Genomic DNA, 12,724 nt, shown 5'->3' on the forward strand with positions numbered 1-12,724 from the left:
GAGGCGCTCCGTCATCGCCGGAGCCGCTCGGGTTGAGGGCGAGGGTTCGGTGCAGGGCCCCGAGGCATGGGGCCCTGCACGCCGGGCCTGCTCCTTTCTCGGAGACGCCGGAGCGCCGGCCGCAATCTGCCTGGCGCTGGAGGGGCGGGGCCTTCGGGGCGCTGCTTCAGCGGGCCAGCTCGGTGGTGATGCGGACGAGGGCGTCCAGCTTCGACGCGTCGAGCTTCCGCGCGAGGAAGATCAGCCGACGCAAGGTGACGTCGTCGTCCGGCCGTGTGGGACTGCCGCTGCTGGGGGACTCGGTGAGTCCCATCAGGTCCTCGGGGCTCACCATCAACTCGATGCACAGCTTCTTCAGCGTCTCGACGCTGGGAATCATCAGCCCGCGCTCAATCCGGCTGTAGACGGCAGAGGCCAGCCCCACGCGCTCCGCGACTTGGACCTGCGTCAGACTCATCTGCTCCCGAGCGAGGCGGGCGATGCTTCCAAGGTGCGCTGCCAGCTGTTGGTTCATAGGTACAAGGGAGTATACCTGAGTTGCGCGTTGTCGAGGGAGTACAATCCATCAGCGCTCACCCGACAGGAGCTGAATGAGGGCAAGGGCCTGGCGCCCGTTCAGCTGGCGCACGCGGCGTCGCAGGGCGTCCTTGGCGATGGCGCTCGTGCCCGGCGGCAGCGAGTAGGAGAAGCCCAGCAGCTCGTTGGGGGTGGTGCAGACGGCGGTGCACAGGCGGTATAGCGTCGGGACGCTGGGAAGCATCAGTCCCCGCTCGAGCCGGCTGTAGGCATTGCGGGAGATGTTGATGAGCGTCGCTACCTCTGTCTGCTGCAAGCCCGCGCGGAGGCGGGCCTCGCGCAGGGCCTCGCCGAGGATGACAGGCAAAGGGCGGGCGCGTCTCTTCGGAGGGGCGAAGGTGAGGGCGTCAGGGGGGATGTGCATATCAATGAAACTGTACCTGATAGTCTAGTTGATATCACCTTGACAGCTGAGTCGGAACCTTTCGGGGCTGTGGTTGGAGGTGGGGGAGACTTCGCGCGATTTCCCCGGGCTTCTGGTAACGTGGGCCGGCGCCGGGGAGGGCGTCGCATGCGCGTGGCCGCAGTCCTGCTGTCCTACAGAGTCTCCAGGAGGAAGTCGCCATGAGGGACAACGGCCCCCCGGCCGTCCTGTCCCCGGGGGACTCGGTCATGGGCTACACGGTGGTGAGGCAACTGGACCGAGGTGGCTTCGGCACCGTGTACCTCGCGACGAACGGCGGGCAGCCCTGTGCGCTGAAGCTCGTGGAGCGGCAACGCGTGGAGGGGCGGGTGGAGAAGGAAATCTCCATCCTCTTGCGCTTGACGCACCCGAACGTCGTGGGCATTCGCGGCTTCACCTACTGGCAGGCCGAGCAGCGCGACTTTGCCCTCATCTTCATGGAGTACGTGGAGGGGCGGAAGCTGAGCGCGTGGGTGAAGGAGGAGAACCCCTCGGCCCGGCGAATCGCGAAGGTGACGCTCGACATGGCGCGGGCGCTGGAGGCCTCGCACGAGGCGGGAGTGGTGCACCGGGACGTGAAGGACGCCAACGTCATGGTGCGCGATGCGGACGGCCTGGCGGTGCTGGTGGACTACGGCATCGGGGACTACGCGGGAGCCCCCTCCGGCATCACCCAGTCCATGCTGCCGCCGGGGACGATGGAGTACCGGCCCCCCGAGGCTTGGCTCTTCCTGCAGAAGAAGTACTTCGGCAAGAAGGTGGGCGCCCGCTACGTGTCCGCCCCCTCGGACGACATGTGGGCCCTGGGCACCGTCCTCTACCGCCTCCTCACTGCGAGGCTGCCCTTCGACTCGGGGTCGGAAGCGGAGTACGTCCAGGCTGTCATTGGCAGGACGCCTGTGCCCCCTCACCACGTCAACCGCTTCGTCCCGGAGCGGCTGGGCATGTTGTGCATGCGGCTGCTGGAGAAGGACCCTGCTGCGCGTCCCGACGCGAGCACTGTCTGTGCTGCCCTGGAGGCGCTCCTGTCCGGGGCGGAAGGGGAGGCGTGGGACACGCCCTTGTTTGACGCCTATGGCCCGAACTCGGCCACCACCGAGAACGAGGGCAAGGTGGACAAGCTGGCGCGGTGGGCGAAACGGCCCCTGCGCCAGATGCGCCGTGGCAAGGCGCCGGGGCCGGAGCTGCCGGAAGTCCCAGGCGAAGGTAGGCCCGCGGCATTGCCGCCCGAGGCCCCGCTGGTGCCTGCGGCCACGCGGCCCGTGGAGGCGCAGCTGCCGGGCTTGGCGCTCGAGGCCGGGGTGGGGGCGGAATCCGCCATGGAGGCGGACGGCGCGCTGGAAGCGGCGCTCGTGGCCCCCGTCGTCGAGGCAGGGCGGCCCTCGGTTCTCGCGCGACTCCGGCTGGGGCGTGTGCTGGGAGCGGGGCTGCTGGCCATGACCCTCGCGTCGGGGGCGTACTTCTCACTGCGGACGGACTCACCGCAGCCGCAGGCTGTCACCGGCCAAGAAGTAGCGCCATATATAGAAAAACCTCAAGCTGCCCCGGCCGCAGCTCCCACCGGGCCGGAGGCAACACCTGCGGCCGTCGCGCCCCCTGCGACGCTTCCCGAGGTGACTGCCACCGTGACGACGACGAAGAGTGACTCCCCGACCTCCCCGCCAGTGCCTGCCAAGAAGGCCACGAGGAGCGTCAGCAGTGCCCTGGCGACGACGGCCCTCTGCGCCACGTTCGCGTGCACCGGCGCCCAGGTACGTCCGCCACCCGAGCCCGAGGACTGCCCAGAAGGAGCTGTCGAGACCATGGCGAAGTTGGGAGTCAAGGTCGGGTATTCCCATCCTGGTGGATTCCCTATCAAAGGGGAGTCAAGGGTCATCTCCGTGCGAGAGGGGCCAACGCAGATCCGCATGTATGGGAAGTGGGGGAAGCTTGGTGATGGAACGGTATTCACCGGGCGCCTCATCCTGGGCGACCGCGTCTACGGTCGGCTGACGCGAGCACGAACTCGCGAAGGGACCTTTCCCGTGTGCTTGGAGGTACTGTCGACAGGTGGTGCGCGTGGCCTAGAACTGGAAAGTGGTGGTAACGACTCCAGCAAGATCCGCGTCTGGTCTGACCTTGAAGTAAGGGCGGTGCGCGAGTTCGAATGAGGCGCTGACTCTCACTTCATGAACTGCTGTTGCCAGCATTGGGGCTGGTCACGCTACGGAGCATCAACTGCGTGTCTTCTACGTTTGCGGGGTTCTGCTCGTGTCTTCTTATTCTGGGTGGGGTGGCTCATGCCCAATCGGCGAACTCCGCAGCGAATAGCGTGATTCGTCGTGTCGAGTTGGTGCCAGAGGACTCTCGAACAGCGGTCGAAGTCGAGGTGAGTCCTGGGCTTTCAACCGGCCTCTACTTTGATTCGGAGCTGAGGCGCGAGCGCATTGATCTGGAAGGGCGTGAGCGGTTTTCGCTTGTGGACATTGGCACCGCCACGCTGAGGCTCGTGCCGTCGGATCGTCTTTCTCCCAACGAGCGACTCCGGCTTACGGTGCACTTCCAGGATGGCGCAGTCCCGGCAAGCGCCACCTTCTTGTTGAATGTGCATCCTGCGAAGGCTGAGCCTGTCGTGGAAGTGTCTCGCAGGCGGCGGACGGTAGAGTCGTACCAGCAGGAGGCGCGGGAAGCGCGGGCCGAGGCGGAGCGACTGCGCGATGAACTCAATCGACTCCGAGCTGAACGAGGTGCTCCAGGAGGGCTGACAGGCCTCATCTCCACACAGGTGATGGCGCGGCAGGGCGTGGAGGCACGCGACCTGAGCAGTTCTGTTGTTCGCACGCCCACTAGCGCATTGGCATTGCGCAACGCCTACAGTTATCGCTCCCTCGAGCGAGTTGCGCTTGAGGTTTGGTTGGAGGCTCCGCCGGGGGCGCAGCCGTGGACGGCAAGCGGGGCGTCGCTGAGAGGCAAGTCAGGCGAAGAGTTGACGGTGCTGCAAGTGTGGCAGGCCGAACCCGCCGCCCCCGGGGTGCTCCGGCAGGTGGTTGTTGAAGCGCAAGGTACTCCCGCTTCGATCCGAGGCCCCTTCACCCTGAAGCTGTGGGAGGCGAATGGCCCCCGCACCGTCACCCTGGGCAACGTCACCTTCCCTTAACCCAGCGAGCGCTGCCTCCAAGCCCTTTCATGGGTTTCCGGCGTTTGTGAGCTTGTGCGAATGTCATTCCAGGGTCAAATGGACTGTATTTAAATGGTGTAGTCCATTCTGGCGTTCCCTGGAGGGCGATGTGTTCCCCACTGTGCTGCGTACATGCGCGCGGCTGCGCGCTTCCTTGGTGGCTGTGGAGAGCGTCCGGAGGGCGACGCGCTTGATCCACCTTCCTAACCCCGCATCGAAGTAGGCGTTGGGCTCTCGCGCTGCGCTGAGGACCTCCCGCACTGCCATGTGAGGCACGTGCTGACGGTCATCGTGCGCCGAGTAGCCGTCATCGGGCTGCGTGCCTGACGGACGCTGAGGAGCCCTTCCTCAGTCATCTCTATTTGCACGTTTGGAGTCATGAGCGGAGCCGGACCGTCCTGGCGCCGTGGCGTGACACGTGTGCCTGCTGTTGGGAAGGGCCGGGGCTTCCTGGTGCCGTGGCGTGACACGTCTGCCCATGACCAATCGCGGTCAAGGTGTCGGTGATGACCTCAGTGCAATGCATCTACCCGTGGCTCGGCGCCCTGTCGGACCTGTCGGGGAAACTTCGTCCTTCCGACTGAACGGGGAGTTTCATAGGAGGTGCACATGTCTCTGAGTCGATGTTGGGCCGCGACGCTGATGCTGCCCTTGTTATTGCCCGGGATGGGGTGGGCGAAGGAATTCGCGGAGCCTCAGGCCGGCGAGGACGTGACCATGCCCGCCGGAATGCAGGAGGGCACTCTACATCCGCGTCCTGACGAGAGCAGGCCACCTGAGCGAGGTGCGCCATCTGAGGTCGCGCCGACGCCGCCAGGCCGGGCCCCTGCCCCTGCCCCTGACGAGTTGCCCGTCCTGCTCCCTTCGGCTGCGAGGTGGGGCTACCTGCTGCGCTTGGAGGCCACCACGCTGACGCTACTGCCCAGGCGAGGTGTTGGCGAGGACGAGGGCTTCATTCAACTGGAACCGACGCTGGTGATAGACGGCGGAGAGAAGTTTGGCCTCAACGCGGGTGCGCCAGTGCGGCTGCGCATGTGGGGAGGGGGAGAAGGGGCGGGCTTGGTTCGAAAGGAGGACTGGGACAGCCTGTCGGACTGGGGCCAGTTGGTGCGCGCCCTCAAGCTGGGCGCGGACACATCCCCCGTCGCGCTGTGGGTGGGGGCAATGGAGGGTTTTCACCTGGTATCCGGGCACCTGGTGCAGCGCTACTCCAACCGCACGAACCCAGACTACCACCCTGCGGGTGCCCTCCTCACCGGCACGCTGGGGCCTCTGTACATGGAGGCATTCTCCTCTGATGTGCTGGGAGCCCGTCTCATGGGTGGGGAACTCGAGTTGGACGTGCAGCATGTCCTCTTCGGCCGGCCGAAGCAGCCGGGGCGCTACACCCTCTCGCTCTCCGCCATTCATGACTGGGGACGTGGGGAGGTGAAGTCGGCCGAGGTGACGCTGGCGCACCTGGACGCGACGGCGGTGGTGCTGGTGCAGCGCAAGGGGCGGCGCGCCCTGGAAATGCACGTATTTGCCGGATGGGGCGGCCGTCCCGGTGCAGGAGGTGCCTGGGGCGCCGTGGCCGGCGTCGGTGCAGACGCGGTGACACCGACACTGGACTTGCGGCTGCGGCTGGAGGCACGCCGGCAGCATGGAGGCTTTCGGCAGGGTTATTTCGGCGCGGACTACGAGTTGGCGCGGTTGCAGGCGGCGGGCACCTCGGGCCTGCCGTTGGCCCAGGCGTCCTTCCCGGAAGGGTACTCCGTGTATGCGGAAGCCATGGTGGCATGGGACGCGGTGTTGCTGGGCGAGGTATTGCAGCGCCACCTGCACCTCTCCATGGGCGCCGAGGCCTTCAGTTGGGGCCGCGTGGATGTGGACGGACGGCTGGCGGTGCAACTGCTGCACCGCAACCTGGAGGTGGCGGTGAAGGGACTGGCCGTGGGCATGCGTCAGCCGTGGGCCCGCTACCTGGCTTCTGGAGAGGTGCGCTGGCGCTTTTGGGGGGGACGACTCTATGCACTCGGGCAGGGCGGTACACTGCTGTACCCCACGGCGGAAGGCCCGTTACGTCCGGGGGCATTCGCGTCGCTCGGCATGGGGGTGGACAATGGCCGCTGAGTCTCTGGGGAAGTGGGTGTCCCTGTGGGGCACCCTGCTGCTGGCGTCTGGGTGTGCCACGCTGACGCCTCTGTCCGGCCATGGAGTGGCGCTGGGCCAGGGGGCGCGCGTGTCGCACGCCGGAACGTTGAGCAGCAGTGCGGGCAATACGTACCTGGTGGCCTCGTCCGCCGCCGCTTCGACGGATGAGGACGAGGAAGCGCGGCTTCGTCGTCGCCGCCCAGGGCGCGCCTCCATGGGTACAGCCGTCATTGCGGCTTCTCCAGCCGATATGGCCGTACTCGCGGTGGAAACAGGAATGTTGGAGGTGGACGCCTTCGAAAAGCTGTTGGTGCTGGCGGGCCTCGGCGACACCGACGTACTCCCTCCGCGCGTCAACCCCTTCACCCCAGAAGAAGCGGATCGCCTGCTGGCATTGCTGGTGGAGACTCCGGTGACGCTAGGGAACTTCCCGCCTCGAATGGCCGTGGGCCACCTGTTACGCGAGGTGCTGGAGGGCGGAGAGGTGTCCCGGGCCGAGTTGCTGCGCCGGGTAGCGCGCTTCCAGGGCGTAGCAGTACTTCGACCGGACGGCTACCTGGCGTGGGTGCGCAATGGGCGCACCCAGCAGAGGGTGGCCGAGGTGGCGTGGAAGGACGGGGCCTTCCGCGCGCACGGCTTCGAGTTGGGCCGTTTCTACGGCAGCCAAGGCGGCATCTTCCGCCTCCTTGATGCCCAATTCCGGGAGCTGAACGAAGGGGCATATGCAGAGGTGTATGACGACGCGGACGTCGTCAGTCGTACGTTAGACGGTGCGGAGGACGCCTTTGTCGAGCTGTACCACGCCCTGGGCCACCTCTTCACGTATCCGACGGACAGCATCCTCGCGTTGCGACATCTGCCCGCGGGCGTGGCCGCCCTCATTGCGTCTTCCCCCGAGTACTGGGAGCGCTTCCGGTACATGACGGCCGGCGAGCAGATGAAGGCAGTGGCCAAGCTGAGCACCACCCTGTTGATTGCCGGGGGCTCCGCCAACGGCGTCACGCGCACTCTGACAAGCGCCATGGGCGGCGCCGAAGCCATGGTGCCCATCCTCTCTCTCTCTGCCCAGGGCGCCCTGGCGATTCAGCGTGTCGCGGTGCCGGTTGGGAAGATGGCCACAGTAGTGGGGGCAGGAGTTGGAACCATCGTTGTCCTCAGTCAGGCGGCAGGAAGTGGCGGTGGACCAAAGCTCAAGGGGAGCCTTACAGGACGAAAAACCACCCCAGGGCCGCATGACAAGGATCCAGCCAACATTAAATCCATTCAGCGAGAGAATGAGTCGGCCGAGATTCTCGCAGAAAATGGATATCACGTTGAGCAGAACCCGGCTCCAAAGCCCAATGGCAAGGAGCCTGACTATAGAATCAATGGAGAGTATGCGGACTGCTATGCTCCAAATGGGAGGAGAGTGAGAAACATGTGGGACTACGTCAGGGAGTCCAAAGTGGAGTCAGGGCAGGCGGATCGAATTGTCATGAACTTGGAGGACACTCCTGTACCAGTCGCCGAGGTTCGGGAGCAGTTTCTTAAATATCCCATTCAGGGGCTGAAGGAAGTATTGGGCATCAAAGACGGGAAGGTCTCCTTGATTTACCCTTGAAGCAGGTGCTCGGGGTTCAATAGGGCTGTTGTTGATGATAGATAGGCTTGTCCGATAGGAGTATGTCATGGGTCTTGAGAATGGGCTTAAGTTTGAAACCGACATGGCGCCAATGCAGGCTCTTCGCCTCCTTGCCGACCAATTTTGTCTTTCATGGGGCGATGAATCTCATTTGATTGGACCCGCCCTATGGATTTGGGCCATTAATCTCGATGAGGAGAGTCGGTCCCTGTTTGAGGAGGATTTCCACTTCAAGCCCAGCATGCTGGTCGGCTTCAGGCTCAATCCCAACAGCCCTGAGTATGCCGCCGGATGCCGAACTATGTTGCGCGCATCATTGCTCCTGCTTGAGCACGGCCGCGATGGTGTCCTCCTTTTCAATGGAGAGCACATCGTTTTGCAGCGCATCGGGGGCGTTCTAACGCTCAACGCCGACCGTGGAAACTGGACAGACGGCCTCCATTTGGCGAACGAGATCAGTGTTCCCTACAAAATCCAGCCCCTAAATTCGCCATTGCTCTGATGCGCAATCCCGTCGCATTGCCCGCGATGCTCCACGCCCTTTATTGAAATTGGGCGCAATCCGGCATTTCCTGACCACAAAGAGGCTTGTCCTCCGTTGCGGAACTTCTTGAGGCTCCTCGCCGGCTGATAGCCTCTTCTCGTGAGGTGGATGTGAAGAAGCAATCGAAGCAGGACAGGACTGCGGAGCACAGTCCGGGAGCGACACGAGCGGGAGCTCATCGACGAGCGGGTGACGCCAGCGGTGGGGGCCTACCTGGGCAACGTGCTCGTCCGGCGCCTGGGCGGGCAGTGGATACCGCGCAAGAAGCTGGAGGAGTCCCAGGTGCGCGTCGGCAAGCGCGTCTGGCTGCCCTTCCTTCGCGCCTACCGGTACATGCAACTCTGCGAAGCTCTGCCGGAACACGCGCACACGCACTCGTTCGCGAGGTGGAACTGCACCAGTTCTGACTAGCGGTAGGCGCTCAAGTACATGTGAAGGGCGGTGATCAGGGGCACAGAGTTTGTGGCGAGGTCGATGCATACTTTAGGATGCTGGTTGTCCCCTGGAACGCAAAGGTCCACGAGTTATGATTGCTGACGAACTTCGTAAGAGAGTTGCTTTGATGCTGAAGAAACTGAAGCCTCTTCCGAAAGACTATGAGAAGGATCGTCACTTCACTGAGTTCAAGGCAAATGACCAGTTCCCAGTCCCGGAACTTGTGCTCTTTGTTCTGCGAGATGTCCTTGGCCTGGAGGCGCTCGGCCCTTGGGAGAAGACTCGATGGGGAGTTTCGTTTGAATACGAGGAGGCGTTCTTTTCGGTGTCGCTCAGGAAGTTCGGTTTCACGGTGACGACTCAGGTTAATCACCCAGAGGGGTCGCCGTTAGTCAGAGAGGTTTTGGGGAAAATTGAGAAGTCGGTTCGGATCGTTGAGAAGTACCTCGAACCGTTTGTTCGGGAACAGGCGCGCGATGGCAGGGTGACAATCGCCAATAGGTTTCATCATTTTGAGCGGACGTATCAGTTCTTTCGCGCAAAGGCTGCTGAGGTGTATGGGCCTCCCGAATCGCTGCCGGCAGCCAATGGTCAAGGCAATGAGAAATGGCTGTCTGCCGAGTTGCGTGCCCCGTGGAGGGCGGCAAGAGAAGGCGGGTACTACGCTGAGGCAATGATGAATGCCTATTTCAGTAGAGCTGAGCATGTGTTGGTGCTTTCGTTGCCGTTCTTGGGGTTCGAGCCAGGAGGTGGTCAGCTCATGAGTTTTATTGCTGAGAAGTGGTCAAGGAAGATTCATCGCCTCTTTGACTTCAAGGCAGATCCGGCTGCAAGTTCGCTGTACGAACGGATTAGGCGCATTCGAGATGCCTTGCGAAATCCGTTGGCGCATGGAGGATTCGAGCCAGGAGTTGGCTCTCTGTACTTTCATCTGCCGGATGTGGCTGCTCTTCCTGCTCGAATGACTCGGCATGGCGACGGATTTTCTTTTGTTTTTAATCCTATTGGACATGCTTCATTTTGGGAGATATGTGCGGCTCTTGATCGGTTCGACGGTTATCTGCGCGAGAAGCTAGGGGGCGGCTGGCGTTGGGCCGAAGCGGGGCTCGATGTCGCTTATGATGAGCAAAGCTGCAGGGAGTATTTCGCCGCGGCTCAGTCCGCCGATGAGCTTGAACGCCTCATTAAGCGAGTTTCGTTGAGAGGTGATTATCATAATAATTTTGAATATTAATGATTTTTGGGGTGTCTGGGGAGTGCTTGGTATTGCCTCGGGGAATGAAGCGCGCAACAAAAGCATGATATGTGTGGGGCGTTCGAGCGTAGAGGTGATCTCAGAATTGCCTCAAGAGGATGAGGATGCAGCCGAGGTGGAGGAATCCGAGGAAGTTCTCCACCTTCACCTCGTAGCGGGTGACGAGACGGCGGAAGTTTTGGAGCCAGGCAAAGAGTCGCTCCACCTTCCAGCGTCGACGGTAGCGACGTAGCTCGCGCCCATCCTGCGTCTTCGTCTTGCGGCCTCGGCGGTGCGAGGCAATCAGCTTCACTCCCCGCTGATGCCACAGTCGCTCGTCGAGCTTGTCAGCGTCATAGGGTTTGTCGCCGATGAGCCGCTCGGGAAGCTCGTCGATGAGGCTTTCGTCGAGAGTGGCTTCGAGGAGCCTGGTTTCGTGGGGAGAAGCGCTTGCCGTGCCAATGGCGAGAGGAAGACCAGCGCCGTCTGCAGCTGCCATGACCTTCGTCCTCTTGCCCCGCTTCGTTTGCCGACGCAGGGCCCCCCTTTTTCGCCGAGGCGAAGTACGCGTCGACGAAGCCCGCCTCCAGGTCGAAGCCTCCACGCACCTTCAGGTCCAGGGCCAAGGCGCGCAGGACGGCGCGGAAAGTACCGTCCCGCACCCAGCCCTGGAACCAGCGGTGGACCGTCTTGTAGGGCGGGTACTTCTCCCGCGGCAGCTCGCACCACTGCGCCCCGGGTTCGCAGAATGCACAGGATTCCGTCCCACAGCGCTCGTGAGGGGGTGGGCGTTCGCCCAGACCGGTCCTCCCGCTTCAACTTCCGCGCGGGAAGAAGCGGCTCAATCAGACTCCACTGTTCATAAGTCAGGTCTACCGGTCAGCTTCGAACATGGCCATCCCTTCCATGTCGATTAGCAGCCCGGCATTCGCCCTCATGCCTGCTCGCTCAATTTCGAGACCGGTTCTAGACAGCTAAGTTGTTGGAAGTAGCCGGGCGAGGGCGTGCGGAAGGAGCACTTGTGGCGCTGAGTGAAGGACGTGGCCGATGCGCTGTGCTGTCATTCGCCCGAAGACGGCCCAGCTTTTCTTGGGCCGAAGAAGAGTCGCAGCGGTGTCACGAGCTGCCAGGTGGCGTCGGGAACGAGTTCGCGGACCATGTTCCTCAGGCTGGAGATGGCCCTTGCGGCTGAACAGCCCGGTCTGCACTTTCGTTAGGTGCTGTAAGAGCTGGGATGGCAAAGGGGCGGTGTCTGACAAAGGGCAGGGTGCCTGCGTAGCCCGCTGTCAGCACTGCCACCATTGTAAGCACGGCGGCGATACTGGCTTGATCATCCGACAGTCCAAGGACGGCCGCCACAATAAGCGTGGCCACCAGCGTAATGGCCGCGTAAACGCTCGTCAGAACGACTACCAGTGCGATGTTCCCCAGTTGCGCGCGCGAAGGAACGTAGCGATGGTAGGCGAAGGCTGCTCGCACACCGGAGACGGAGATCGCAACGAGCGCGAGCCCCAACCAGATATTGCGGCCCCCTGAAAGGGACGCACCCATCCGGTTGAGCACCGTCGTCACCAAACCGACCGACGCGAGCAGCAGCACCACAACAGCAAGGGCGCGACTCCGACGACGAGGTAGGAAGTATGCCCCGACCGCAAGTATTAGGGCGTCCACGAGACCGCCGATGTGCTTGGCGGAGTCACCTTTCGCCAGGAAGGCCAAAACCAGCAATGCGAGCGTCTGTAGACCGGCAATGAACCAGAGTGCCTTCGATGCGTCCTTGAGTGCCTTATCCGCATCATCCGCCGAGGTAATTGGGGAGGTGAAGCTGGTGATCAGGTCTTTCATGGGCCCTCCTTGGCGCGTGTGCCGCCAAGAATAGCCAGCATGTAAAAGATGGTCCACATGGCAAGGCCGGGAAGTTGCCGGGGACGCTCCACGAGCTGAGGTGATCGAGGGGCCACTCCAGCGACTTCATGGCGCCCGCACAAAGCTGAGTGATGTGTGACTCCCCAGGGCTACATCTTAGCTCGGAATGGACTGCAGTCGCCCTCCTGTGGTGGTACGGACCGGGCGGTTTTCTTTGCCTTCGAACGAACTCCCCTACTCAATGTAGTGACCGTGGAGCCTGGACTCGCAAGGGTACTCATTGCGGTGCACCTCGGGAGACTTCCGAATAGGTGTAGCAGGAGAGCATCGCCGGGCACACCGCTTCGGGTCTGTGGAACTACCCAGACGTCGTGCCGCTGGTGCGGCGGCTGGGCGGAACGTGGGTGCTGCGGGCGAAAATGGAGGAGTCCCAGGTGCGCGTGGGAAAGCGCGTCTGGCTGCCCTTCCTCCGGGCCCGCCGCTACCTGCAGTCCCGCCAGGCGCTGCTGGACTACTCGCTCACGCAGTTCTTCCATGAGGCGGAGCGGTACCGGTCCTGACTGGGCCTTGGTCCGACCGTGTGCTGAGTAGGCCTCCGGAGCGCGGTTTACGGCGATAGCGGTACGCATGGGTATCGCCGCACCCCGGGCATGAGCCTATTGCTGGGTGTGGCTATACCCATGTGCAGGACCCGTCGGTCTCCGTCCAGGGGGCCGACGGGCTCTGCTATCAGTCCTGCAACGAGGATTTACATG

Annotated in this window: 11 protein-coding genes and 2 pseudogenes; 8 read left to right on the forward strand and 5 right to left on the reverse strand. The window is 63.0% G+C overall.

The genetic code is table 11. From position 1 onward, the window contains the following. Positions 1-166: 166 nt before the first annotated feature. The gene (locus FMQ63_RS24565) at positions 167-514 is read right to left on the reverse strand and encodes a helix-turn-helix domain-containing protein (protein WP_011551995.1); all 348 of its coding nucleotides are present in this window, start codon (positions 512-514) and stop codon (positions 167-169) included. 51 nt (positions 515-565) lie between these two features. Next, positions 566-883 carry a helix-turn-helix transcriptional regulator gene (locus FMQ63_RS24570; RefSeq protein ID WP_225909855.1) on the reverse strand — a complete coding sequence of 106 codons (318 nt, stop codon included), beginning with the start codon at positions 881-883 and terminating at the stop codon, positions 566-568. A gap of 257 nt (positions 884-1,140) precedes the next feature. Between FMQ63_RS24570 and FMQ63_RS24575 the strand changes: the two genes are divergently transcribed. From FMQ63_RS24575 to FMQ63_RS37550, 7 genes are all read left to right on the forward strand, one after another. Then, positions 1,141-3,129 (forward strand): serine/threonine-protein kinase, encoded by a 1,989-nt coding sequence (locus tag FMQ63_RS24575; protein ID WP_011551997.1) that lies wholly within the window; start codon positions 1,141-1,143, stop codon positions 3,127-3,129. Positions 3,130-3,158: 29 nt separating this feature from the next. Further along, the gene (locus FMQ63_RS24580; protein ID WP_011551998.1) at positions 3,159-4,115 is read left to right on the forward strand and encodes a DUF2381 family protein; all 957 of its coding nucleotides are present in this window, start codon (positions 3,159-3,161) and stop codon (positions 4,113-4,115) included. An 867-nt stretch (positions 4,116-4,982) separates the two neighbouring features. Continuing rightward, positions 4,983-6,248: a hypothetical protein gene (locus FMQ63_RS24585; protein ID WP_020478555.1), complete on the forward strand. Its 1,266-nt coding sequence runs from the start codon at positions 4,983-4,985 to the stop codon at positions 6,246-6,248. Then, positions 6,238-7,869, forward strand: a complete 1,632-nt coding sequence (locus tag FMQ63_RS24590; protein WP_233768490.1) for a SitA3 family lipoprotein polymorphic toxin — start codon at positions 6,238-6,240, stop codon at positions 7,867-7,869. Before FMQ63_RS24585 ends, FMQ63_RS24590 begins: the two co-directional genes overlap by 11 nt. Before the next feature lie 67 nt (positions 7,870-7,936). Further along, the gene (locus FMQ63_RS24595) at positions 7,937-8,392 is read left to right on the forward strand and encodes a SitI3 family protein (protein ID WP_020478554.1); all 456 of its coding nucleotides are present in this window, start codon (positions 7,937-7,939) and stop codon (positions 8,390-8,392) included. A gap of 231 nt (positions 8,393-8,623) precedes the next feature. Next, positions 8,624-8,845: a hypothetical protein gene (locus FMQ63_RS24600; protein WP_011552001.1), complete on the forward strand. Its 222-nt coding sequence runs from the start codon at positions 8,624-8,626 to the stop codon at positions 8,843-8,845. Positions 8,846-8,996: 151 nt separating this feature from the next. Further along, on the forward strand, positions 8,997-10,103 hold the full coding sequence (locus FMQ63_RS37550; RefSeq protein WP_167545714.1) for a hypothetical protein: 1,107 nt from the start codon (positions 8,997-8,999) through the stop codon (positions 10,101-10,103). 100 nt (positions 10,104-10,203) lie between these two features. Here the strand turns inward: FMQ63_RS37550 and FMQ63_RS24605 are convergent, their stop codons facing one another. From FMQ63_RS24605 to FMQ63_RS24610, 3 genes and pseudogenes are all read right to left on the reverse strand, one after another. Beyond that, positions 10,204-10,707 carry an IS5 family transposase gene (locus FMQ63_RS24605; protein ID WP_011552002.1) on the reverse strand — a complete coding sequence of 168 codons (504 nt, stop codon included), beginning with the start codon at positions 10,705-10,707 and terminating at the stop codon, positions 10,204-10,206. Positions 10,708-10,789: 82 nt separating this feature from the next. Next, a pseudogene (locus FMQ63_RS38770) lies at positions 10,790-10,903 on the reverse strand (hypothetical protein); the annotation flags it as partial. Positions 10,904-11,267: 364 nt separating this feature from the next. Next, entirely contained in the window at positions 11,268-11,948 is a 681-nt protein-coding gene (locus FMQ63_RS24610; protein ID WP_020478551.1) for a hypothetical protein, read from the reverse strand. 398 nt (positions 11,949-12,346) lie between these two features. Between FMQ63_RS24610 and FMQ63_RS24615 the strand changes: the two are divergent. Then, positions 12,347-12,529: pseudogene (locus FMQ63_RS24615) on the forward strand (hypothetical protein); the annotation flags it as partial. Positions 12,530-12,724 lie beyond the last annotated feature (195 nt).

Source organism: Myxococcus sp. CA005 (assembly GCF_006518205.1).
Classification (GTDB): Bacteria; Myxococcota; Myxococcia; order Myxococcales; family Myxococcaceae; genus Myxococcus; species Myxococcus xanthus.